Source organism: Ignatzschineria ureiclastica, from assembly GCF_003121845.1.
Taxonomy (GTDB): Bacteria; Pseudomonadota; Gammaproteobacteria; order Cardiobacteriales; family Wohlfahrtiimonadaceae; genus Ignatzschineria; species Ignatzschineria ureiclastica.
This window is the reverse complement of record NZ_QEWQ01000004.1, coordinates 516,565-541,997: the sequence shown is the minus strand read 5'-3', so window position 1 is coordinate 541,997 and position 25,433 is coordinate 516,565. Positions and strand designations below refer to the sequence as shown.

Below are 25,433 nucleotides of genomic sequence, written 5' to 3'. Positions count from 1 at the left end.
GATCTAATCTAATTCAGTAGATTGAATTTAGTAACACGACTTTTTTAGTAATAGCAGGAAAAATGTAAATGTGTATATAGCATATCTCATTTTTTGTTAAAAATAGTTGTGACAATTTTATGCAATTGATTGAAAATATGGCTATATCAAAGCGTTAATAATGATTTATTGTGGGTGAGGATGGCGGAGAGATGGAAAAGAATGATGTGAAACAGAAGGGGTATGCTATTGATTCTATTCGAGGCTATTTAACAAAGAAAGGTGTTTCCCTCTCGCCTCGAATTTACTTTATTCAAGCCCTGAGTTATATGGCATTAGGGCTTTTTTCATCGCTTTTAATTGGGCTGATTTTAAAAACCATCGGCGATAAGTTGGGAATTACGACTTTAACGGATATTGGTCAATTGGCGATGGATAGTAAAATTGTCGGGGGTGCGATTGGGGTTGCGATTGCAAGTAGTCTCCAAGCGCCGCCACTAATTCTTTTTTCGGCACTGTTTGTCGGGGCGATTGGTAATCAATTAGGGGGGCCGGCCGGTGCGTATGTCGCGGTACTTTTAAGCGTAGAAATCAGTAAATTATGCTATCAAGTGACTAGGCTCGATATCATCTTAATGCCACTTTTAATGCTGCTGATAGGTTATGGCTTAGCGCATCTTGTTGGTATTCCTGTGAGTCATCTGATGCAACGTTTAGGGCAGTTGATTAACTGGGCAACTACGCAAGAGCCTTTCAGTATGAGTATTATCGTAGCACTCGTGATGGGGCTTGCTTTGACTGCACCGATCTCAAGTGCGGCACTTGCTTTTATGCTCGGCTTAGAGGGCTATGCTGCCGGCGCTGCGGTCATTGGTTGTAGTGCGCAGATGATCGGATTTGCCACGATAAGTTATCGTGATAATAGTTTTGGGGCTGTTATTGCCCAAGGGATTGGCACTTCAATGTTACAGATCGCCAATATCATCAAAAATCCTTGGATCTTACTGCCTCCTACATTGGCTGGTATGATTGTCGCTCCTATTGGCATTCTGCTGTTTGATATGAAAAATAATCCTGCAGGTGCCGGCATGGGAACGAGTGGTTTTGTGGGGCAATTTATGGCATTTGAGACGATGGGCTTTTCTTGGTCTGTCGGTTTTGCAGTACTGCTTTGCCATATTGTCTTGCCGGCATTATTGGCTTGGGGCTTCGCTTCTTTATTAAGAAAGATGCATCGGATTCAGGATGGGGATTTAACGCTTAATTATCAGTAGAGTGCTATTTTATAAACATGATGATTTTGTTGAGTAAGGTCGCTTCAAAATAAGCATTATTTCAATGCCGGCGCATCAGTTGTAATAAATAAGGAAGCTGTTCTATCCGGCATCTTGCAAGTGTTGTTTAGTAAGGTTTTATCTTCTTTTAGAATCGCGTACTAGTTGCTTAAAACCATTTTTCTTAAAATAAATTGACTATCATTTCAAAAAGAAGAGAAATAGATCAACGAAGAAAATTGTGAGGATCATGAGAAGGATGGACGCTACAACGAAGAAGATCGGGCTTACCCATTCAAGCAGTGGTATTATAACGAAAGGGAATGTGTTACCCACATTCCATTGTCACAATTTTCTTTTGTAATTTCATCATTTATTAAAGGAGCTTCAATATGTCAAATAGAACAGGTATTACAATGGGCGGCAATCCTATTACATTATTAGGAACAGAAGCGGTTGTAGGAGAGAAAGCACCACAGTTTACGGTAGTAGATAATGGTTTAAAGCCCGTTACATTAGCGGATTTTGCCGGCAAAGTGAAATTGATCTCTGTTGTTCCCTCTATCGATACAGGCGTCTGCTCAATCCAAACGAAGCGCTTTGAAGAGGAAGTGGCAAAGCTAGAGAATGTGGCAATGATGACCATCTCTGTAGATCTTCCTTTTGCGCAAAAGCGTTTTGTAACGGAGAATAATCTTACCCATAATCAGCTACTCTCTGATTATCAAACACACGATTTTGGGATTGAGTACGGCTTTGAAATTGAGAATCTCGCACTCTTAGCCCGCGGTGTTGTCGTGATCGATCAAGATGACGTGATCCGCTATGTGGAATATGTCAAAGAAGTGACGACTGAGCCTGATTATGAGGCGGCGTTAAATGCGGTGAAAGCAATTTAATGACGGCTGAAGTACTGATTTAATCGCAGATTTAATCATAACCTAATTATGTATGTCACAGCTGAAGATCTATGCTTAAGTGATCAATCGTAATCATAGTATTAATTACAGTATTTATGACTAGCAACAATCTATTTAGTTCAACAAGAACCTGAAAAGAACCTCTTTTCAGGTTTTTTCTTGAATGATAGATCTATTGTTTTCAGATTTTGATTTTAGATTTTTATCTTTAGCATTCTTTTTATAGTAAGATCGGTTCAAAAGAAGCTGATTGAAATGCCGGAGCATCAGCTGTAATAAGTAAGGAAGCCGTTCTATCCGGCATCTTGCAAGTGTTGGTGAGTCAGGTTTTATACTTTCTTAAACCAAATTTACTATAAAATCCCCTCAAATAGCTGACTATTGCTCGTTTGATAGGTGTTTTTAGTAGTAAAAAGTTGTAAATCATAGAAATATGATGCAATTGTTACAGAATTGTCACAATCGATTTATATACTGTCTTCAGTCGCGGGAATGAAGTCACAAAATCTACCCCGTCTCCTTAAATCATAAACTTTTATTTTGTACACTTAGGAGCGTTTCTATATGAAAACTTTAAAGAACAACATCGCAAAATTAACTGCTGCAGTCGCTTTTGGTGTTGCAGTAAGTGCAACAGGCGCAATGGCGCAAAACCCTGTAACAGTTACCGGAGCGGGTGCTTCTTTCCCAGCACCAGTGTATGCCAAATGGGCTGCTGAATATGCAAAAGAGACTGGTAATCGTATTAACTACCAATCAATTGGTTCATCTGCAGGTGTTAAACAGATCGAAGCGGGTACAGTAGATTTTGGTGCAACAGATGCGCCCCTCTCTGAAGAGCAACTTAAAGAGAAAGGTTTAATCCAATTCCCAACGGTTATCGGCGGTGTTGTATTAGCAATCAATGTTGATGGTATCAAAACAAACGAATTAGTCTTAGACGGTGAAACGTTAGGTGACATCTATCTTGGTAAAATCAAGAAATGGAATGATCCAGCAATCGCTAAATTAAACCCTTCATTAACACTTCCTAACCAAGATATCTCTGTTGTTCGTCGTGCAGATGGTTCAGGTACTTCATTCATCTTCACAGGTTACCTTGCAAAAGTAAATAACGAGTGGAAAGAGAAAGTAGGTAGCGGTTCAACTGTAAACTGGCCTGTTGGTATCGGTGGTAAAGGGAATGATGGTGTTACAGCATTCGTTCAACGTATCGAAGGTTCAATCGGTTATGTTGAGTATGCTTACGCAAAACAAAATAACTTAAGCTACACAAAATTAGTCTCTAAAGATGGCGAAATCGTGAGCCCAGGTATTGAGTCATTCAGTGCTGCCGCTAAAGAAGTTAAATGGAATGAGTCTTTCGTACAAGATATGACTGACAAACCAGGTAAAAATGCGTGGCCTTTAGCGTCTACAACATTCGTGTTACTTCACAAAGAGCAAAAAGATCCAGTGATTACTAAAGAGATCGTAAACTTCTTCAACTGGGGTTATGGTAAACAAGGTCAAGAGATCGTTATCGGTCTTGATTATGCACCACTACCAGAAAATGTTGTAGAAATCATCCAAACGACACTTAAAAAAGATTTTAATCTTCAATAAGTTGATAGATTGATAACGGTTCAATACTCGATGATTAGAATGATTCAATATCAATCCTTCTCAGAGAGTTGTAGTTAAACAAAGAAAACCCAATCATAGAATGAATTATTATGATTGGGTTTTCGTCTTCAATATCAATTTATCATTTATATTGTTGTAAATTGGTTTATGATATTGAATTTTTAGAAATGCATAAATGTAGAGCTAGAAATAAAACTACAAAATAATGTTTGAATGAATATTTGAATTAGTTATCTATTTATCACTTGATCTACCGCATAGCTATTTCTTCTCAGAGGAATAAGATAGAGCCGTAGAGCAAGGCAGTAAAGTTACTCAAAAATGTTACTCAAAACGATCAGTCAACGATCAACCTTAAAGAATCTAAAGAAGAGACTCGATGAAAACGATAAAGAATCCTCAGTCGCCTATTCCTGATAAGATTTTTGCCATTAGTGTAAAATCCTCAGCGATATTTGTTTTAATCCTCTTAACCGGCATTATGTTGTCCCTTATTATTGCTTCAATGCCGAGTATCAAAGAATTTGGTTTTAGCTTCCTCTGGAATAAAGAGTGGGATGCGCCAATGGATCAATTTGGTGCTTTAGTACCAATCTATGGAACGATTATTACCTCTGTGATTGCACTTGTGATTGCGGTACCGGTGAGCTTCGGAATTGCCATATTTTTGACAGAATTAGCTCCCCCTTGGTTGCGTCGCCCAATTGGTGTTGCAGTTGAATTATTAGCAGCGATCCCAAGTATCGTGTACGGTATGTGGGGACTTTTTGTATTTGCGCCACTCTTTGCAAAATATTTCCAACGTCCATTAGAATCATTTAGTAAAGATATTCCATTTCTGAAAGAGCTCTTTGCAGGACCTGCTTTCGGGATCGGTATCTTAACTGCCGGGATTATTTTAGCAATTATGATTATCCCTTACATTGCCTCTGTAATGCGTGATGTATTTGAGAGAACGCCGAGAATTATGAAAGAATCGGCCTACGGTTTAGGTGCAACCACTTGGGAAGTGATCTGGAAAGTGATTCTACCTTATACCAAAAAAGGGGTATTCGGTGGCGTAATGCTTGGACTTGGGCGCGCACTAGGAGAAACGATGGCGGTCACATTCGTAATAGGGAATACCTATCAATTTGATAGCTTCTCACTCTTTGCACCAGGCAATAGTATTACGTCATCCCTTGCGAATGAATTTGCAGAAGCGTCAAGTGAATTACATACAGCAGCCTTGATGGAGTTAGGTCTACTGCTCTTTATTATTACTTTTATCGTCTTAGCGATCTCTAAACTCTTTATGAAACAGGAGCGTGCATAATGAGCTCTTCTAATAACATTCGACAAGCAACGATGACGCAAGCAGAACGCACTGCTGTGATTGAAGCACGCAAGAAAAAGCAACAACGCCGGAAATATATCAATAAATTCGCCATTACCTTATCGCTCATTGCGATGGCTTTTGGTCTCTTCTGGTTAATCTGGATTTTATGGACCACTGCAACAAAAGGAATGGGGGGCATCTCTCTGCAATTCTTCACCGAAATGACACCACCACCGAATAGTGAAGGCGGCGGTTTACTCAATGCGATTGTGGGAAGTGGAATTTTAATTCTCTGGGCAACTGTAATCGGAACACCTTTAGGGATTTTGGCCGGGATCTATCTGGCAGAATATAATGCCGAAGGGAAGCTCTCAGCGGTTATTCGTTTTATCAACGATATCCTCTTATCAGCACCCTCTATCGTGATTGGTCTCTTTGTCTATACTGTTGTGGTCGTTCGAATGGGGCACTATTCAGCACTTGCCGGGATTATTGCTTTGGCTCTGATTCAGATCCCTATTGTGATTCGTACTACAGAGAATATGTTACTGCTCGTACCGAATACACTTCGGGAAGCCGCGTATGCCCTTGGAACACCTAAATGGAAGATTATTCTACGGATTACCTTGAAGTCATCTCTATCAGGAATTGTTACAGGGATTCTATTAGCGATTGCTCGAATTTCAGGGGAAACCGCACCGTTACTCTTCACAACGCTCTCTAATCAATTCTGGAGCACGAATGTGATGGAGCCAATGGCAAGTTTACCGGTTACAATCTACAACTTTGCAATGACGCCAGATAGTAACTTGCAAGCACTTGCGTGGTCAGGGGTATTCTTTATCACAATGGCGATCTTGTTACTCAATATTATCGTTCGGGTCTTCTTTAAGTCCAATACGAAAAACGATTAATAACTCAGGAAAAATAGATATAAAACAATCAAGATGGCAGGAGAGGAGAGTTTTGATAGAGATGAGATGCTTATTTTGTCATCATTCTGTCATATTGATTGTTTACACTAAAACCGCTTATTCCCTCGAATGTCGCGAGAGGATACTCAAACTCTAGTAGGAATAGTAGAATGAATTTAGATAATAAAACCAATGCCGATCACATTGATAATGCTGCGCACGATCCATTTATAGCGGCAAGCAATAAAGCGCCGGTAGAGAAGAAAGAACACGCAGCGAAGATTAGTGTGCGTAATTTGAATTTCTATTACCAAAAATTTCACGCGCTACACAATATCACGTTAGATATCCCAGAGAATCAAGTAACCGCATTTATTGGCCCCTCGGGTTGTGGTAAATCAACGCTACTTCGGACATTTAATAAAATGTTTGAACTCTATCCGGAGCAACGTGCTGAAGGGGAGATTCTCATTAATAATGAAAATATCTTAACGAGCAAGCAAGATGTGGCGCTATTAAGAGCGAATGTGGGGATGGTTTTCCAGAAGCCTACACCATTTCCGATGACCATTTATGACAATATTGCTTTTGGTGTAAAGCTCTTTGAAAACCTTTCACGTGCGGATATGGATGCGCGGGTAGAGTGGGCATTGACGAAAGCGGCGCTTTGGAGTGAAACCAAAGATAAATTACACGATCAAGGAACGAATCTTTCCGGTGGTCAGCAGCAACGTTTGAGTATTGCACGTGCAATTGCGATTCGTCCTGAAATTTTGCTAATGGATGAACCTTGTTCGGCACTTGACCCGATTTCAACGGGGAAAATTGAAGAGTTAATCTTTGAATTAAAAGAAGATTATACCATTGTGATGGTAACCCATAATATGCAACAAGCGGCTCGTTGTTCAGATAAAACCGCCTTTATGTATCTTGGTGACCTAATTGAGTTTGATGATACTGATACGATTTTCACTAAACCGAATCATAAGCAGACAGAAGATTATATTACTGGCCGTTATGGTTAAGCTATTTTTAAAGCATTATTAAGAAATACTTGAGAAGCGACTAGATCGGGATACAACCGATTGTAATAAAGGTACACAATGATTGAAGATCGCCAAAATAAGATGTCTAATTAAACAGGATCGGTTTTGGTGATCTTCCCAATTTTATGGGTTCATAGGTAATTAGAGATGAAAAAATTAGATTTTAATAGCCATATCTCTGCACAATTTAATGCAGAGCTTGAGCGCTCAATGAGCAAAGTATTAGAGATGGGGGGATTGACTGAGCGTCAAATCCAAGATTCTATTAAAGCGATGATCACGCAAGATGAAGTACTTGCGAAAGAGATTATTGCGCGGGATGAAGTGATTAATGAATTAGAAGTAGAGATTAATGAGCTCTGCATTATGATCATTGCTAAACGCCAACCGACCGCAAGCGACCTGCGTCTTTTAATCGTTATTATCAAAACAATTGCCGAACTTGAGCGTATCGCCGATAGTGCGCGTAATATTGCTAAAATGGCGTTTACACCATTACCAGAAAATCACGCGTCGATCTTAGTATCGCTTGAATCATTAGCAAATCGCAGTCTACGTTTCTTTGAAAAAGTACTCGATGCCTTTGCGCGTATGGATTTTGAAGCGGTATTAGAGATCTATCCTGAAGATGATCGCATTGATGGGGAATATGATAATGTTATCCGTCAATTAATGACCTATATGATGGAAGATGGTCGCACGATTCCCTCCGTATTAAGCGCAATGCAATGTGCTCGTTCTTTAGAGCGGATTGGGGATCGTTGCCAAAATATCTGCGAATTTATTATCTACTTCGTCAAAGGCGTTGATATTCGCGTTCAGAAGAATGCACGTTTAGAAGCTTTACTTGAAAATCGTGATAAGAAAGCGTTGTAAAATTTCAGTGGGTAGATCAAAACCTCAGTTTTTTAGCTGAGGTTTTTTTATTGATTTTTATGATTCTTCATCAATTAATCGAATAATCAATTAATTAAGTAATCTATCTATCGTATTCAATGCTCTATCTATTCATTTGAAATATTTATTATAGATTACTTTGAATGACGCAATATTGAATGAATCGCATTATATCGAGGGTTTGTAACGACCTCTTCCCCTAACTGATGAGCTGCAATCCAGCCCCAACGTGGATTGAGTAACATTCCTCGGCCAATGGCAACAAGATCTGCTCTCTTCTCGGCGATTACTGATTCTGCTTCTTGTGCTGTAGTAATTAAACCAACGGCAATTGTGGTAAGGTCAGTTTTTTGTTTAATCGCTTCAGCAAAAGGTACTTGATAGAGCGGTTTGGCTGGGATTTGTTGTTCTAATGAGAGCGCGCCGGTGGAGACATGGATAAAATCAGCCCCTTTTGCTTTTAATTGTCGAGTTAATTCAATCGATTCTTCTAAATTCCAGCCGCCCTCGACCCAATCGGTTGCAGAGATACGAACACCGACAGCCACTTTAGGAGATACTTTCTCCCGTATAGCAGTAAAGACTTCCATAAGAAAACGAATACGGTTCTCAAAACTGCCGCCATAACGATCTGTACGTTGATTGGAAAGTGGAGAGAGGAATTCATGTAATAGATAACCATGTGCAGCATGAAGTTCTAATAATTCAAATCCAGCACGTTCCGAGCGAAGAGCCGCTTCAACAAAACCTTCAACGCGGTCAGCAATTTCTGCCTCTGTTAATGCCTTTGGAGTCGCATCATCGATATTAAAGGGGAGAGCAGAAGGTGCGACAGTCTGCCAGCCACCTTCGGCAATCGATAATTGTCGATCTGTTTTCCAAGGAATATCGGTCGAGGCTTTTCGACCTGCATGAGCTAACTGAATCCCCATTTTAATAGGAGAATACTCTTTGATTTCTGATAGCAAGGATTTAAATCCAGCTTCCTGTTCATCATTCCAAATCCCTAAATCAGCAGAAGAAATTCGACCCTCAGGTAATACCGCAGTTGCTTCCACAATTAAGAGAGAAGCCCCTGATTGTGCTAAAGAGCCATAGTGCATTGAATGCCAAGCAGAAGGAATACCTTCTATCGCTGCATATTGACACATTGGCGGAATTACGAGACGGTTTTCAAGTTGCAAAGCCCCTAGTTGATAAGGTGAAAATAGTTGACTCATAGTATGCTCCTCTTTGCGTTGATCTATATCAAAATATAAATGGATATATTATGGTAACGCGGGGAGTGTCAATACAAGTTGTTTTTTGTAAAGGGCTGATTCAATCTATTTATTGGCATGATTTATAAAAGAACATAAAACCGTACTAAACAACACTTGCAAGATGCCGGATGGAACAGCTTCCTTACTTTTTACAACTGATGCGCCGGTATTTGAATAAGCTTACTTTGAACCAAATATTATTACAACTCCTCATCAACTCCTCATTAATACAAACCCAAACTTCGTGCCTTTACCTACTTCACTACTGACTTGTAGTTGACTGTCATGGTTGTTCAGTGCGTGTTTGACGATGGCAAGCCCTAAGCCACTACCGCCGGATTGGTTGCGGTTACGGGAGGAATCTACTCGATAGAAACGCTCTGTAAGTTTGTGAAGATGTACAGCAGGAATGCCGGCACCTTGATCTTCGATGGTGAATTGTACTTTTTTATTCTGTTCTGTTAGTGAGATATGAATCGGTGTTTCAGGTGGGTTATGCTCAATTGCGTTATAGAAGAGATTACTGACGACTTGTCGTAATTGCTCCAAATTGCCCCAAACTTCAATATTGGGGGCAATATTACTTGTGATATAAGTGCGTGTTGTAGGATGATTTTGTTGATAATCTTCGATGATTGAAGTCAGTAGGGCAGAAAAGTTAAAGGTCGTAAATTGATCTTCTTTAGGGGCTGTTTCTAAGCGAGTGAGTGCCATTAGCTGAATGACAAGTGCATGTAGCCGATCGACTTGCTCTTCCATTCGTAAGAGTGCTTTTCCCTCAAAAGTATCTTTCTCTTCATCAGAAAGATTATTTTCAAGCATTTCAACATAGCCTTTAAGCACAGTCAGCGGTACCCGTAACTCATGATTGACGTTAGCAAAAAACATCTGCCGAGTGCGTTCTGCGATCTGTCGATCCGTAATATCTCGAATGATAATCAGTAAGTTATTTTCGATATAGGGATAGTAAAAGCGGCACTCTAATTCACGTTGATCATGTTTTAATAGAAAGGGTTGATCAAAATCCCCTTTCTTAAAGTATTCGACAATATCCGGTTTACGAATAAGATTAAAAATATTTTGTCCCTCATCTTGAGGCCAACGGAGCTTAAGCATCGTTTCTGCTTGTGGGTTACACCAGTTTAACCGGCCATCTTTATCACAAAGAATGGTAGCATCCGGCATTGATTCTGCACCTTTGCGAAAGTACTTAATAAATTCAAGTAGTTGATTTCGCTCTTTTCGTTGGTCAAGACGCATACGCCGTAAACCATGAAATATTCGCAGCCAAACACCTCTTCCTTCCGGTGGATAGATATTATGATCCACCCAAATCCAATGAGAAAGCCGGTAGGCTTGCCGATAATGCCATATCAAGAGGAGTAAGGTTGCAAGAAAGAGCCAAAGGAAAAGATGTCCAACAATAAATGAGAGCAAAATTGCCGGTAATGCAGCGAACAGGAGTTCTAAAATAAAGTGTTTTATGGAGATATGGCCTAGCATGTAAGCATCTTTCCTCATGAATATTAAATATTGCCTATAAGATAATGGAAAACGATGGGAAATGTTTGAATCATCGTCATTATGAATATTTAATAGGCAGATTGAAATAAAGGGGAATGGATCATTCTCGATATGAGATTGGTTATCTAGTATGAAATGATACTTATATTAACTATAAAGTAGGTTATGAGGGTGAAAAACGATAGCCTTCGCCCCGAACAGTTTGTAATAACTTATGATGTCCTGTTTGTTCTAATATTTTCCGTAATCGACCAATTGTCACATCCACTGTTCGTTCATCCACATAGCTATCAATTCCCCATACATGATCGAGCAGTTTTGCCCGGCTATATACCCGATCTAAGTGAGTCATAAAGAAAGCTAGTAAGCGAAATTCAATCGTGCTGACATTCAGGGGCTGCCCTTCGATGACAATACGCTGCGCATCAAGATCAAGCTCAATGCCGGAGATTTCAATAATCTGATTCTCTTCAGGGATATACTCTTCAATACGGCGAATGAGGGAGTTGACTCGAGAGAGGAGCTCTTTCATGGCAAAAGGTTTGGGGAGATAATCATCTGCGCCAGAATCCAGTCCTTCTAATCGGTCTTCTAATTCTGCGCGGGCACTGAGCATAATCACAGGAATATGACGGTTTTTACGGCTATCTTTGAGTTCTTTAAGAAGATCAATACCGGATTTTTTAGGAAGCATCCAATCGAGGAGGATGAGATCGATTTTCTTTTGAGAATTGAGAATCTCTTTCGCCTCAAGGCCATCGAAGGCTTGGGATACATCGAATCCCTCGCTGGTTAAAAAGTGTTCAATCATTTCTGAAATAGGAAGTTCATCTTCAACGATCAAAATTTTCTTCATAGTGCTCTCAACATATATTTCGTGATTATCAATTGCCATCTGATTTTGTCATACAGCTGTAATAGATGGCTTCAAGTGTAAAATTGAATTATGACAATTGTGTAACAAAACTAGTGTTTGACTGATATTTTGTCATATTCTTGTCATAGAGTCGGTTAATTTTCATTCTTTGATGTTCGTTGATCTTCCTTGGGAATTATTGATGAAGAGTCGTAAATATTGAAATCAAAAAACTAAAAAAGCACTAGATAGAGTAAAGCCCCAGAATCATCTAGAGTGATCCGGGGCTTTATGATAATTTACAAGTTTGGAAAAGAGTTAATCGATGATGTTTGACCTGTTTAATCACACTAGATAACGCTAGGATTATTTATGCAAGCACCATATTTTCTAATAACACCTTTTTAAGACGTTCAACATAGATCTCACATTCATTTTGATCGCTACTTTCCACCATAATGCGCACTACAGGCTCAGTCCCAGAAGGGCGGATGAGAATACGGCCTTTGCCTGCAAGCAGGGTATCGATAACAGCGATCTCTTGTTTGAGAGCATCGCTTTCCCAAAGTGCGCCTTTTTCAATACGAACATTATGCATGACTTGTACAGTCTTAGGGATCTCATCGCGAATCTCGGCAAAGCTTTTACCGAGTTTTTGACTAAATAGTAATGTTTGGAGCGCAGCAATAATGCCATCGCCGGTAGAATGTTGATCTAAGCAGAGAATATGACCTGAATTTTCGCCACCAATCGTGAGATTCTCTTCGTTGAGCATCTCAAGGACATAGCGATCACCTACTTTTGAGCGAAGTAATTCAATGCCGGCTTTTTTCAGCGCTTGCTCAAAACCAAGATTACTCATAATAGTCCCCACAACGCGCTTCTCTTTTTTTGCGATCGCAAGGAGATAGAGGATATCATCACCATCAAATGGACGGCCTTGATGATCGACAATAAGCAATCGATCCCCATCACCATCAAAAGCAATACCACAATCTGCTTTTTGAGTTAATACCGTTTCGATTAAGGTTGCCGGCGCAGTTGAGCCCACATGATCATTAATATTGGTACCGTTGGGTTCTGTACCGATAGTGATGATGTTGGCTCCTAATCGTTTAAATAATGTTGGCGCTACTTCATAGGTGGCACCATGGGCACAATCGAGAACAATGTTTAATCCTGAAAGATCGAGATTATCGGCACTAGCTCGGCAAAAATCGATATATTCAGCAACACCATCTACAAAATATTGTGTTCTGCCAATAGAACCATTGTCTGGCATGGTCATTGGCATATCAATCAATGCTTCGATATGTGATTCTAACGTATCATCGAGTTTTTCCCCTTTTTTACTGAAAAACTTAATGCCATTATCATAAAAGGGATTATGAGAAGCAGATACAACAATTCCGGCAGAAAATTGATGCTTAATCACTAAATGGGCAATTCCGGGGGTTGGTAAAATACCTGCAAGGAGAACATCAACGCCGGCATAGTTTAATCCTGCTGCTAAGGCTGTTTCAAACATATCCCCAGAAAGACGCGTATCTTTTCCGATCAAGACAGTGGCTTTAGGATGTTGTTCCGCTAAAGCTTTACCTGCGGCAAACCCTAATTTGAGGGCAAAATCAGGTGTTAATGGGAATTCCCCGACTTTTCCTCGAATCCCATCGGTTCCAAAATATTTTCTCATCATTCAATCCTTTTATGATTTTCTATCACTTTCTTGTGGGTGATATCTAGTTTATAGATTTACTGAATTTATTTAAATATTTAAACATTTATAATGTCGGCATTTTACGCTATTTGATGACAAATCAAAGAGATCTTTATACTATCTGAGATTATTTTGCACAAATAGAGAAAAATATGAATCTGTTATTTGATACGGCTCAAGATTACGTATGAAGATAGATAGTAGGAATTCAATGTATTCAAGATTTATCACTATTGGATATCTATTGGATATCTATTGGTGCTATCTCATAATGATAGCTGATAATCATATTCATCTTTTATCATGAAAATAGGTCCTATGATGATTGGGAATTTGTTATACTCAGAGAATTATGTAGCTATTTTAATTCAGGAGCAGAGATGAATAGAAAAAAAGTGAGTATCTTCGGCGGCACCGGATTTATTGGTTCTCTTTTGAGTGTTGCATTGGCCAAAAATGGTTATCGTGTCACTGTGTTTTCACGAGATCCTAATGTACAAAATGATGCTTCATGTTATTCCTATGTGGAATTTATTGATCAGTGCAAATTAGAAGATGAAGCTTTAATTCGTCATCATATGGCTGGTTCTGATTATGTGATCAATCTTGTAGGAACACTCGATAATAATCGTCGTCGTGCAACTAAGGCGCATGTTACATATCCTACTAAAATTTATGAAATTGCGAATGATCTTGGTGTGAAGAAGATGATTCACTTTAGTGCATTAGGTGCAAGTAAAGATGCCCCCGGCACATTCCTTTCTACCAAAGGAGAAGGGGAAGCTGCACTCATTGATTTAGCCAAAAATCACACAACAGAATTAGCGGTGATTGCGCCTTCACTTGTGGTGGGTTATGAAGATCGCTTTACCTATCATATTGCCCGATGGGTTCGTACAATGCCGATTCTCTTTTTACCTATGGCGAAAGCAGAGGTACAGCCGGTATTTGTGAATGATATTTTAGATGCAGTATTACAAATTTTGGCCAACGATTATGAGCAGACACGCTTTGAATTAGCAGGTAAAGAGACTTATACACTCAAAGAGATTGCACAGAAAGTCGCGAAAGAGATTACCCCGAAAAAACGGACTATTATCGGTTTTCCCAATAGTTTTGCGGCGTTGATCGCATTTTTTATCGGATTTATGCCACGATTCCCTTATAGCCGTAACTTAATCAAAACTTCAAAAACCCCTTCAGTAACGAAGCGAGATGATTTTGCAGTGTTAGGATTAACGCCGGCTAGTTATGAATCAGTACGTCAATTTGAGATGCCGACAACTGTGTTAGACAAATATTATTACGATCGTTTGAATGCGCGTCGTTCAACAAAATTGTCGTAATTCTAAGGTTATCACTATCATAAATATAGCTAAAAAAGGCAGTTACCAATTGATCACCAGAGTGATGATCAACGTATAATTATAAAAAATATAAATAATCAGAGCGAAATGATAAAAAATTAAAATTCAGCTCGGGTGTTTTAAAAAATCCATATAGATCAATAAGGTATTAGTTATTGTCGAATAGTTTATATTTAAATGTCGACAATTGATGACTTTCTACACAAAGATAAGAGCAAGCTTGTGAGATACTCTAGCGAATAAGAAAAGATCTCATTAGCTTGCTTTTTTGCAACAAGGATTATTGGACGATTATTGAAATAGTCGTTAATGGTGCAATAAAAGTAAAAAGCTAATAGGATTAGCGAATTAGGAGAAAATAGGATGTTACAGGTTGATTTTAAGATTTTAGATGCGCGTATAGGGAAAGAGTTTCCATTACCTAACTATGCAACGGCAGGTTCAGCAGGGTTAGATCTGCGGGCAATGATTACAGAAGACACCGTCATTAAAGCCGGTGATAGTCTGTTCGTAAAAACAGGGATTGCTATCTATCTTAAAGATCCTCGCTATGCGGCCATGGTGCTTCCACGTTCAGGTTTAGGTGTGAAGCATGGAATTGTTTTAGGGAATTTAGTGGGTTTGATTGATGCTGATTATCAGGGTGAATTAATGGTTTGCTTATGGAATCGTGGCAAAGAAGATTTCACGCTTAAAGTAGGTGAGCGTATGGCGCAGCTTATTATTGTGCCGGTAATGCAAGCAACTTTAAATCTTGTAGATGAATTTGAAGAGAGCGAACGCGGTGAAGGGGGCTTTGGTCATACGGGTCGCCATTAATGCGCATTGATATTAGAATCTATTGATTCTAATCGCATTACAGAGGATCCATTGAAGCAATTCGATTGGATCCTTTTTTATTATCCTGACAAGAATGTAAATCAGAATTCTCATTAAGATTTGGATAAGTATGTTAAGGAGGATTCTGATTTGGATTTAATGAAGAAAATAGCAGGTAAATTGTATTTTTATTACTTTACTTCAATATTCGTGAAACTAATCAATAGTTTTAATATAACTATTTTTTTATTGTAGAAGTAGTTATGGAAGAAATCATTGTTGTAAAAAAGAGATCGATTGTTAAATAAATAATGTGAAATGAATGATGCCAAGCAAATATGTTGCGCCTATATATTGGGTGCATACATTAAGCCTAGATAACATTATCAATAAAAAGTAGAAATTAAGAGATAAAAATAAAGGAGTTATGAGATGAATTCGTCCGTCCGATCGAAGCCCTATATGGTGCCGATAGCCTGTTTTTGGTTAGTTTTTTTAGCTGCGGCTTCGCTTCGTGTGACCTTGACCTCTTTGGGGCCTGTTTTAAGTGATATTGCCAATAATTTAGATCTATCTAGTGCTATAGTCAGTTTTCTTGTGACAATTCCTATTATTTGTATGGGGGTATTTGCACTATTTGCTGCTCCTCTTAGTAATCGATTTGGAATGGAACGGATGATTACCATTAGCCTCTTTTTAATTGGTTTATCTACCGTTACTCGTAGCTATTTTCATTCGACTCTTTGGCTCTTTCTCTCCTCTTTTTTGATGGGCATCGGGATTGCGATTGCAGGTCCGCTATTATCAGGTTACGTGAAGCGACATTTTAAGCATAAAAGTAATGTGGGCATGATTTTCTATACCTTTGGGATTAGCATTAGTGGAGTATTAGGTTCGTTTAGTAGTTCATTTTTAAATCAATACTTAGGCTGGGATTGGGCGATAACACTTGAAGTTTGGGCAGTCCCTATTTTATTGGTGTCAGGTATTTGGGCGGCTTTTTATCTCTTTAGACAGAGTGAAGATAGCGCTCAAATGAGTGCCCCTAAGGCTAAAATGCCTTGGAATAAACCACGCGCTTGGATGCTTGTTGCTTGCTTTGGCTTACAGTCTGGACTTTTTTATACCAATGTAGCTTGGTTGCTGCCTTTTCTCGGAGAAAAGGGGATTAATAGTTTCCATGCCAATATGCTCTTTAATCTCTTTATCCTCAATGGCATTGTTGGCAGCTTCTTAATTCCTATTATTGTGATTCGTATCGGTTTGAAAGCAACGGCAATCGGGGCTATTACGCTGATTATGCTGATGATGTTACTGTTATTATTGGGTAATAGTTCTCTTATATTAGTCTATTTAGCTGTAGCTATTTTGGGGATATTGATTAGCTCAGGGCTCTTTGCAATTACGATGCTTCTTCCGTTTAATGAGGTCAATGATGGTAATGCAGTTGCAAGTTGGACGGCTATGATGCTCTTCGGCGGTTACTGTTTTGCCGCATTTATTCCGACGCTATTAGGATTGCTGTATGATTTAACCGGTAGCTACAGTGCTATCTATTGGGGAGGAATGATAAATGGCTTTTTACTCTTTGTGATGTTCTGTATCTTCTTTCGTAAGAAGGGAATCGAGAAATAATCGGTGAGTATTTTTGCATTGAGATCGGGGGCGAGTAGATTGATGACAGAGGCCAGTACCAAGAAGGATTTAAAATAGAATAGAGTAGAAGGAAATAAATCAGAGGATGTGAATTATTTAACCAAATAGCGCTATGATTTTAGATCCCTTTTTCGTATATTGAAAAGTACTTACCACAAAATGGTCATCAATTGCTTTGATTAATGAGTGAAAATCCACAAGATTAAGCTTATTAGATCAATAAATTACAATAAATAGAGAGTTTCCCTTGTATCTATGTTGGGGTTAGAGGCATATTAGTAAGGTGTAACGCTGTAGAGCGATATCGTTCTACCTCATCAATTTATGTGTAATTACGCTTATCATAAAATAATCATCAGGAATTATCGTTTGTTAGTGACAAAAATTAACAGCGGTAATACAAATAGATAAACAGATCAGTTAAAAGAAGAGAATTGGAAGATGAAGATATTAGTTTTAGCCGGAGATGGTATTGGACCTGAAATTGTCGGGCAAGCGGAGCGGGTATTAACAACAGTTGCGAAAAAGCACTCACTCAATATCGCACTCGATTATGCCAATATTGGTGGAATTGCAGTAGATAAAGATGGCGCGCCTTATCCCGCTGTCACTGCTGAGAAAGCCAAAGCTGCGGATGCCATTCTTTTAGGCTCAGTGGGTGGACCACAATATGATAGTTTACCGAGAGATCTTCGCCCTGAGCAAGGCTTATTGGCGATTCGAAAAGAGCTGAATCTTTTTGCAAATCTTCGTCCTGCACAAGTATTTAAAGAGCTCGCACACGCTTCAAGTTTAAAGGATGAGTTAGTTGCCGGGCTTGATATTATGATCGTTCGTGAATTAACCGGGGATATCTATTTTGGGCAGCCGCGCGGCATTGAGGAGCGTAATGGTGAATTAGTGGGTTTTAACACCATGATCTATTCGGAATCAGAGATTCGCCGTATTGCACATGTAGCATTCCAGGCGGCACAAAAGCGTAATAAGCACCTCTGTTCAATCGATAAGATGAATGTGTTGGAAGCAACGCAACTCTGGCGTGATGTGGTTAAGCAAGTCGCCACAGAATATCCTGATGTGACTTTAACTCACTTGTTGGTCGATAACGCCGCAATGCAATTGGTGCGTGCGCCAAAACAATTTGATGTCATGCTTACCGGTAATATCTTTGGGGATATCCTCTCAGATGAAGCATCTATGTTAACCGGTTCAATCGGAATGTTGCCATCAGCTTCTTTAGATGAAAACAACAAAGGGCTTTATGAGCCAATTCATGGTTCAGCGCCGGATATCGCAGGGCAAAATATTGCTAATCCATTAGCTACTATTTTATCGGTAGCGATGATGTTCCGTTATACTTTTGATCGAAACGATATTGCAGATGAAATAGAGAATGCTGTGAAATCAGTATTAAGCCAAGGTTATCGAACTAAGGATATTGCGACAGCTTCAGAAAAAGTGGTTAGTTGTTCAGAGATGGGCGATGCGGTGATTGCGGCCTTAGGTTAATGGCTTTCAAATGTCGGTATAGACCGAATATTGTAAGTTTAGAGTAGTTGATACAAGATACAATGCTTAATATTCATCTTAAACGGGAATATTGAGCATTTTTGTGTCAGGATTTATCGTAGTCCTTGTCGCTTGTTAAAGGAATTGATAATACGGATGAATAATAATTGTGGTAGATGCAATGAGCAATGAGCAATGAGTTTTATCTGTCGTCATTAGTTGTGGCATTGAATAAATTTAATAAATAATAAACAGTCTTAAAAAGAGGATAATCATGAAAAAATTGGGTTTAGTCGGTTGGCGTGGCATGGTGGGTTCTGTATTAATGGAACGAATGATTGTTGAGAATGATTTTGCCGGCATTCATACCACTTTTTTTTCAACATCAAATGCCGGGGGTGAAGCGCCTACGATTGAAATCGATGGTGTCACTGCTTCAACGGAAAATGGTCTTGCAGATGCCTATGATTTAGAAGCATTGCGAGCGCAAGATATTATTATCAGTTGCCAAGGAGGCGATTATACCGCAGCTGTTTTTGAATCATTGCGGGATAGCGGTTGGAAAGGTTACTGGATTGATGCTGCTTCTTCGCTTCGAATGAAAGAGCACGCGATGATTATCCTTGATCCTGTGAATCGGCATATTATTGATCAGAGCCTTGAAAAAGGGGTTAAAGATTTTATCGGCGGGAACTGTACTGTTAGCTTAATGTTAATGGCACTCGGTTCACTCTTTAAAGAGGGATTAGTTGAGTGGGCTACTTCGATGACTTACCAGTCGGCATCAGGAGCTGGGGCACAAAATATGAAAGAGCTTTTAGCTCAAATGGGCGCGATTCATGGTTTTGTGGCTGCAGATCTAGAGAATCCTGCGAAATCTATTCTTGAAATTGATCAAATGGTGACCGCTTCTTTCGATATGGATCATTACCCAAAATCCCGTTTTGGCGTACCCTTGGCAGGGAGCTTAATTCCTTGGATTGATTCTGAGCTAGAAAATGGTCAGAGCCGGGAAGAGTGGAAAGCGATGGCAGAGAGTAATAAACTCTTGCAACTTGAACGACAAGTTCCGATTGATGGGACTTGTGTGCGTGTTGGTGCAATGCGATGCCATTCTCAAGGTTTAACACTGAAATTAACCAAAGATATCCCGATAGCAGATATTGAAGCGATGATCAAAGAGAGTAATCGTTGGGTGAAAGTCGTGCCAAATCATCGGGATATTACAATGCAAGAGTTAACGCCAGCAGCAACATCAGGCACACTGACAATCCCTGTCGGACGTTTACGTAAGATGAATTTGGGAAATGAGTATCTAAACGCATTTACAGTAGGCGATCAGTTGCTATGGGGTGCTGCAGAGCCACTTCGCAGAATGCTCAATATTATTCTTGAGCGGGAAGAGAAGTTATAACTGCAGGTGCTCAAAAATTAATGTAATGAATAGTGACTGAACGTATAAGTATAGATGTCAAAAAATGATAATTTGAAACGCTATTTTTTAGGAATAGCGTTTTTCTTTTGTATAAGAATAATCCTTTAAATTGGGTTTTAGGGGGGGGATTAGTTTTAGTGTATAGCAATATCGGTTCAAAATAAGTATTATTCAAATGCCGGCGCATCGGTTGTATAAGTACGGAAGCCATTCTGTCCGGCATCATGCAAGTGTTGTTTAGTATAGTCATTCCGGTTTAAGAAAATTCACAATCATTATAAGATGGAGATTCTTACAAGCTTGCAAACATCTTCACTTAATAATTTAAAACCGATTTCACTATACAGTTTTATCTTCTTTTAAAACTCCGCAATAGTTGTTTAAAAACTATTTTTCTTAAAATAAATTTACTATAGTTTTAGCGTATATATCATTGGTAATTTGTATTAACTTATTGTTTGTAATAGAAATAATAACGATTTATAATTAGTTATCTGTATAGTAAAAATAAATGCTGTAGATTCAATATTGATAACAAGGAACTTATTTCTAGTAAACAGGGAGTCACTATGAGTGGTAAGTTTGAAATATTTTTGGCGAAAAATGATAAATTCTATTTCCGTTTAAAAGCGGGGAATGGGGAGATTATTTTAAGTAGCCAAGGTTATGCTACAAAGACAAATTGTAAGAAAGGGATTGCATCCGTACAGAAGAATTCAACAGATCCTAATCGCTATGAGAAAAAGAGCTCAGATACTGGGAAATTTTCTTTTAACTTAAAAGCGACCAATGGCCAAGTGATAGGCAGTAGTCAAAGTTATAAGAGTGAGTCAGGCTGCGATAATGGAATTCAATCTGTGGCAAAAAATGCAGTCGATGCAACGATTGTGGATTTAACTGCAGAGTAGTGATGTATCACCAATTTAAATAACGAATATAGATTAAGAAATACCTAATAAAACGCCTAATAAAGTTATTAGGCGTTTTCATTTTTACGATAAATTTTCAGTCTAAGCTTTACAGATTGTTGATCTTCAATATCTAAGATTACTTGCTTCTAGTGGACTTCTTCGTTCTAGGAATTCCCTGATGATTCGTCGTAAATTTTTGACCACGTCTAGCAGCATTAGGGCGTTGACCATTTCGATTGATTGCACCGCGTTCCCGCTCTCTACGGCTCTCTGCGGGGATTAAGCACTCTTTACCAGAGCCAATAAGTTCCCCTCGTCCCATGTATCTGAGCGTTTGGCGAAGTAATGGCCAGTTATCAGGATCATGATAGCGGAGGAATGCTTTATGAATTTTCCGGCGCTTGAGGCTTTTAGCTGTTCCTACATGCTCTGAATTGCGGCGAATAGGTTTGAGAGGATTACGCTCTGAGTAATACATCGCTGTGGAGAGCGCCATCGGTGTGGGTAAGAAGGCTTGTACTTGATCGGCACGAAGATCATTTTTCTTGAGCCAAAGCGCAAGATTAAGCATATCTTCATCGGTTGTTCCCGGGTGAGCTGCAATGAAGTAAGGAATGAGATATTGCTCTTTGCCGGCTTCTTTAGAGTATTTTTCAAAGAGCACTTTAAAGTCTTCGTATGCTTTCATCGAAGGCTTCATCATTTTAGAAAGCGGCCCCTCTTCAGTATGTTCAGGTGCAATCTTAAGATATCCACCCACATGATGAGTAACTAATTCTTTGATATATTCCGGCTCTTGAGATGCCAAATCATAACGAACGCCGGATGCAATATGAATACGCTTAATACCATCAATCTCTCGCGCTTTACGGTAGAGCTCGATCAGGGGTTTATGATTGGTATCGAGATTTTGGCAAATGCCAGGGAAAACACAAGAGAGTTTCCGGCAATGCTTTTCGATATTGGGATCTTTACAGGCCAATCGATACATATTCGCGGTAGGACCACCCAAATCGGAGATATAACCTGTAAAACTTGGATCTCGGTCGCGGATCTCTTCAATTTCATTGAGAATTGATTTCTCTGAACGACTCTGAATAATTCGTCCCTCGTGCTCCGTAATAGAGCAGAAAGAGCAACCGCCAAAACATCCCCGCATAATGCTGACAGAGTGTTTAATCATCTCCCAAGCAGGGATATGTGCATCACCGTAACTAGGATGCGGGGCGCGTTCAAAGGGAAGTGCATAGACAGCATCCATCTCTTTTGTAGAGAGCGGAATAGGCGGTGGATTAAGATAGACATCTAAATCCCCATGTTGCTGCACTAAAGGGCGCGCATTAAAAGGGTTCGTTTCAAGATGTAAAATTCGACTAGAGTGAGCATAGAGTGCCGGAGTTGCCGAAACATCATCAAAACTAGGAAGACGGATTGTGACATCCGTTCGAGTGATTTTCTCACTTTTCCCTACTTGCGCTTCTGTGGGAGCTTCGAGTGCCACATTCGTTTGACATTTTTTGGCATCTACCGATTCCCCATAAGGATTAATATAAGGGTCAATTTTCCCCACATGATCAAAATGTGTTGAATCGAGTTCATGGCGATTAAAATGATGTTTACCATGAGGACGCAACATAGCCGATCCTCGAATATCGGTAATTTGATCAATTGTTTCTCCATTGGCAAGACGATGACTTAGTTCAGTAATAGAACGTTCCCCATTACCATAGAGTAGAAGATCCGCAGCGCTATCCACTAAAATCGAACGGCGTACTACTTCTGTCCAGTGATCATAATGAGCCACCCGGCGAAGAGAGGCTTCAATTCCGCCAATAATAATTGGAATATCTTTAAATGCTTCTCGAAGTTTTTGTGTATAGACAATCACCGCACGATCAGGGCGCTTACCGGCAACATCCCCGGCAGTATAGGCATCATTTCGACGAATTTTACGATCAGACGTGTAGTGATTGACCATAGAATCCATATTGCCGGAGTTGACGGCGAAATAGAGATTCGGGGGTCCTAAACGTTCAAAATCCTCTAATGAACGCCAATTGGGTTGGGAGATTACGCCAACACGAAAGCCTTGCGCTTCTAATAATCGACCTAAGATAGCGGTTCCAAAGCTTGGGTGATCGATATAACTGTCGCCGGTGACGAAGATAATATCGCAACTATCCCAACCTAAAAGATCCATCTCTTCTCGTGTTGTGGGTAAAAAAGGCGCGGTACCAAACCGGTGAGCCCAATATTTACGATAAGAAAAGAGTGGGGTAACCCCATCAAATTGACGCATAATATAAATTCATTCCTCTGTGTATCGAAAGTCTAGGGGGAGATAATACATTTTTTTGAGAATTTATTCAGTAGCAGTGATGTAAAGATCGTGATTTTTTTCAGAAAGAACGCTATTTATAGCATTCATTTGTATTCTGCCATTTTGACGGATCTTTTAATAAGACTTTATTTATAAAAGATCTACCGTTGATCTGTATAAATATTGATCTATATCAGGTAGAGAATCATTAATATGATTACAAATAATTCCTATTTACAGTCAAGGAGTATTGTTAAAAAGTCTTGCAATGCCGAGGATTGCGTTAACTCTGAATCGAATTATCATACATCTTTATTTGTGAATTGTTGCCATTTGTATCTTTTTGATTGTGGGAATCAATCTCGATTCGTCAATCGTCAGGATATTACTTATACTATAGAGGTGAAGAGTAGATTATTCTTTCGTTACTGAGCATTAGTGAATACTTTGTGTCTCGTGAATATCGAGTAAGAGAGAAAGGTCTGCTTTAAGATTAACTGAGAAAGAATTAGTAAAGGGAATCGATTATGAAAGGTAATAAAGAAGTTATTGATTATTTAAATGTATTACTCGCAGGTGAATTAGCGGCGCGTGATCAGTACTTTATTCATTCTTCGATGTATGAAGAGTGGGGTTATATGAAGCTTTATGAGCGCATTGCCCATGAGATGGAAGATGAAACCGAACATGCAAAATTGATTATTGCCCGTATTTTACTATTAGAAGGTACGCCAAAAATGGTACCTGATCAGATCCATATTGGTGCGACTGTACCTGAAATGTTACAAAGTGATCTCAATTTAGAATATTCTGTGCGTGAAGCGCTTAAGAAAGGGATTGCACTTTGTGAAGAGAAACAAGATTATGTCACTCGCGATATGTTAGTGGTTCAGTTGCAAGATACTGAAGAAGATCATGCGCATTGGCTTGAAAAACAATTACGTTTAATCGATACAATCTCATTACCGCTCTACTTACAACATCAATTGGCTGAGTAAGCGAATAGGATGATTGATTCTGATCGGTTACAGGATAGATTATAGAATATAGGTAATTTGATATTAATTTATTACTAATCGGTCGGAATTCTTGTGAATAGAGATAAAAAGCATTATTAAAGGGAATGGATATCATGAAAATTGAACGTACTGTACTGCAGCATCTCAATAAGGTGTTAGGTCAATACCTTATCTCAATTAACCAATATTTTTTACATGCGCGTATTTTAAAGAATTGGGGCTTTGAAGGATTAGGGCATCCGATCTATAAAAAATCGATCGAGTATATGAAAGAGTCTGATGATCTGATTGAGCGTATCTTATTACTCGAAGGTCTGCCTAATTTGCAGGAATTAGGGAAGTTATTGATTGGTGAAGATGTACCGGAGATTTTACAATGTGATCTCTCTCGGGAATATGAGAAACGTGCGACATTAGTGGCGGCTATTGAACATCTAGAATCTGTACAAGATTATGTTTCTCGTGATCTTCTATCTGAAATGTTAGATGAGAGTGAAGAGTATATTGATTGGATTGAGACTCAACAAGAGAATATCGAATTAATGGGTCTAGATGTTTACTTGCAAAAACAGATCGAAAAAGCAGATTAATTCTATTCATTAGCTGAATATAACAAGCTGAATATGATAGAAAGTCAAAACCCTCAAACTACAAAGTTTGAGGGTTTTTTAATCCGTTCTCAATTCATTTCGATTTATACTAATGTTAGTACAATGTTGCTAGTATTCGCGATGAAAGAGTGTCTTAGCGTAATTCATACGCTTGAGGGACAGGCATCCCTTGTTCGATAGGAGAAGCTTCACCAGGTAGAAAACTTTTGGCAATATCCGCACAGCTTCCACAACAAGTTGCGACACCTAATTGTGCTTGCAATGCTTCAAAAGTAGTCACGCCATTCTCGACTGCTTCGACGATTGCTTTATCGGTGATCCCATTGCAAAGACAAATGTACATGATTTAATCCTCTTATCAATAACTTTTCTATATCTTAATAATAATTATTCCCATTTGCAACTGATAAATGATTTTATTCCTAGAAAATGGGAAAGGTATTAAGATCATTC

21 protein-coding genes are annotated in these 25,433 nt (G+C 39.1%); 15 read left to right on the top strand and 6 right to left on the bottom strand.

Going from position 1 to position 25,433, the window contains the following annotated elements; translation table 11 throughout:
- The first annotated feature begins 191 nt into the window (after nt 1-191).
- The 7 genes from DC083_RS07825 to phoU all read left to right on the top strand — a co-directional run bounded on the left by DC083_RS07825 (nt 192) and on the right by phoU (nt 7,953).
- Nucleotides 192-1,253 carry a PTS sugar transporter subunit IIC gene (locus DC083_RS07825; RefSeq protein WP_229822300.1) on the top strand — a complete coding sequence of 354 codons (1,062 nt, stop codon included), beginning with the start codon at nt 192-194 and terminating at the stop codon, nt 1,251-1,253.
- Nucleotides 1,254-1,645: 392 nt separating this feature from the next.
- Nucleotides 1,646-2,152 carry a thiol peroxidase gene (tpx, locus tag DC083_RS07820; protein WP_109189646.1) on the top strand — a complete coding sequence of 169 codons (507 nt, stop codon included), beginning with the start codon at nt 1,646-1,648 and terminating at the stop codon, nt 2,150-2,152.
- A gap of 585 nt (nt 2,153-2,737) precedes the next feature.
- Nucleotides 2,738-3,778 carry a phosphate ABC transporter substrate-binding protein PstS gene (gene pstS, locus DC083_RS07815; protein ID WP_109189645.1) on the top strand — a complete coding sequence of 347 codons (1,041 nt, stop codon included), beginning with the start codon at nt 2,738-2,740 and terminating at the stop codon, nt 3,776-3,778.
- Nucleotides 3,779-4,178: 400 nt separating this feature from the next.
- Entirely contained in the window at nt 4,179-5,114 is a 936-nt protein-coding gene (pstC, locus tag DC083_RS07810; RefSeq protein WP_109189644.1) for a phosphate ABC transporter permease PstC, read from the top strand.
- On the top strand, nt 5,114-6,031 hold the full coding sequence (gene pstA / locus DC083_RS07805) for a phosphate ABC transporter permease PstA (protein WP_051396232.1): 918 nt from the start codon (nt 5,114-5,116) through the stop codon (nt 6,029-6,031). Before pstC ends, pstA begins: the two co-directional genes overlap by 1 nt.
- A gap of 170 nt (nt 6,032-6,201) precedes the next feature.
- A complete protein-coding gene (pstB, locus tag DC083_RS07800; protein ID WP_109189643.1) occupies nt 6,202-7,056 on the top strand; it encodes a phosphate ABC transporter ATP-binding protein PstB in 855 nt (284 codons plus the stop codon).
- A gap of 168 nt (nt 7,057-7,224) precedes the next feature.
- Nucleotides 7,225-7,953, top strand: coding sequence for a phosphate signaling complex protein PhoU (phoU, locus tag DC083_RS07795; protein WP_109189642.1), 729 nt, complete (start codon nt 7,225-7,227; stop codon nt 7,951-7,953).
- 155 nt (nt 7,954-8,108) lie between these two features.
- Here phoU and DC083_RS07790 read toward each other — a convergent pair whose 3' ends face one another.
- The 4 genes from DC083_RS07790 to glmM form a co-directional block, all read right to left on the bottom strand.
- Complete coding sequence (locus DC083_RS07790; RefSeq protein WP_109189641.1) at nt 8,109-9,194, bottom strand: NADH:flavin oxidoreductase/NADH oxidase; 1,086 nt, start codon at nt 9,192-9,194, stop codon at nt 8,109-8,111.
- Between the two features lie 255 nt (nt 9,195-9,449).
- Nucleotides 9,450-10,739 (bottom strand): phosphate regulon sensor histidine kinase PhoR, encoded by a 1,290-nt coding sequence (phoR, locus tag DC083_RS07785; protein WP_157954906.1) that lies wholly within the window; start codon nt 10,737-10,739, stop codon nt 9,450-9,452.
- A gap of 184 nt (nt 10,740-10,923) precedes the next feature.
- The gene (locus DC083_RS07780) at nt 10,924-11,616 is read right to left on the bottom strand and encodes a response regulator (RefSeq protein WP_109189639.1); all 693 of its coding nucleotides are present in this window, start codon (nt 11,614-11,616) and stop codon (nt 10,924-10,926) included.
- Between the two features lie 370 nt (nt 11,617-11,986).
- Nucleotides 11,987-13,312, bottom strand: a complete 1,326-nt coding sequence (gene glmM / locus DC083_RS07775; RefSeq protein WP_189364547.1) for a phosphoglucosamine mutase — start codon at nt 13,310-13,312, stop codon at nt 11,987-11,989.
- Nucleotides 13,313-13,713: 401 nt separating this feature from the next.
- On the opposite strand from glmM, the gene DC083_RS07770 reads away from it, so the two are divergent.
- The 6 genes from DC083_RS07770 (at nt 13,714) to DC083_RS07745 (ending at nt 21,027) form a co-directional block, all read left to right on the top strand.
- Nucleotides 13,714-14,679 carry an NAD-dependent epimerase/dehydratase family protein gene (locus DC083_RS07770; RefSeq protein WP_109189637.1) on the top strand — a complete coding sequence of 322 codons (966 nt, stop codon included), beginning with the start codon at nt 13,714-13,716 and terminating at the stop codon, nt 14,677-14,679.
- A gap of 384 nt (nt 14,680-15,063) precedes the next feature.
- Nucleotides 15,064-15,519 (top strand): dUTP diphosphatase, encoded by a 456-nt coding sequence (dut, locus tag DC083_RS07765; protein WP_109189636.1) that lies wholly within the window; start codon nt 15,064-15,066, stop codon nt 15,517-15,519.
- A gap of 432 nt (nt 15,520-15,951) precedes the next feature.
- Nucleotides 15,952-17,154: an MFS transporter gene (locus DC083_RS07760; protein ID WP_109189635.1), complete on the top strand. Its 1,203-nt coding sequence runs from the start codon at nt 15,952-15,954 to the stop codon at nt 17,152-17,154.
- 462 nt (nt 17,155-17,616) lie between these two features.
- On the top strand, nt 17,617-18,684 hold the full coding sequence (gene leuB / locus DC083_RS07755) for a 3-isopropylmalate dehydrogenase (protein ID WP_109189634.1): 1,068 nt from the start codon (nt 17,617-17,619) through the stop codon (nt 18,682-18,684).
- Nucleotides 18,685-18,958: 274 nt separating this feature from the next.
- Nucleotides 18,959-20,098, top strand: a complete 1,140-nt coding sequence (gene asd / locus DC083_RS07750; RefSeq protein WP_109189633.1) for an aspartate-semialdehyde dehydrogenase — start codon at nt 18,959-18,961, stop codon at nt 20,096-20,098.
- Between the two features lie 590 nt (nt 20,099-20,688).
- A complete protein-coding gene (locus DC083_RS07745; protein WP_109189632.1) occupies nt 20,689-21,027 on the top strand; it encodes a YegP family protein in 339 nt (112 codons plus the stop codon).
- Between the two features lie 139 nt (nt 21,028-21,166).
- Here DC083_RS07745 and DC083_RS07740 read toward each other — a convergent pair whose 3' ends face one another.
- Nucleotides 21,167-23,329 carry a YgiQ family radical SAM protein gene (locus DC083_RS07740; RefSeq protein ID WP_109189631.1) on the bottom strand — a complete coding sequence of 721 codons (2,163 nt, stop codon included), beginning with the start codon at nt 23,327-23,329 and terminating at the stop codon, nt 21,167-21,169.
- 548 nt (nt 23,330-23,877) lie between these two features.
- On the opposite strand from DC083_RS07740, the gene bfr (DC083_RS07735) reads away from it, so the two are divergent.
- On the top strand, nt 23,878-24,348 hold the full coding sequence (gene bfr, locus DC083_RS07735; protein ID WP_109189630.1) for a bacterioferritin: 471 nt from the start codon (nt 23,878-23,880) through the stop codon (nt 24,346-24,348).
- Nucleotides 24,349-24,482: 134 nt separating this feature from the next.
- The gene (gene bfr / locus DC083_RS07730) at nt 24,483-24,959 is read left to right on the top strand and encodes a bacterioferritin (protein WP_109189629.1); all 477 of its coding nucleotides are present in this window, start codon (nt 24,483-24,485) and stop codon (nt 24,957-24,959) included.
- 154 nt (nt 24,960-25,113) lie between these two features.
- On the opposite strand, the gene DC083_RS07725 is transcribed toward bfr (DC083_RS07730), so the two are convergent.
- Nucleotides 25,114-25,323 carry a bacterioferritin-associated ferredoxin gene (locus DC083_RS07725; protein ID WP_109189628.1) on the bottom strand — a complete coding sequence of 70 codons (210 nt, stop codon included), beginning with the start codon at nt 25,321-25,323 and terminating at the stop codon, nt 25,114-25,116.
- Nucleotides 25,324-25,433 lie beyond the last annotated feature (110 nt).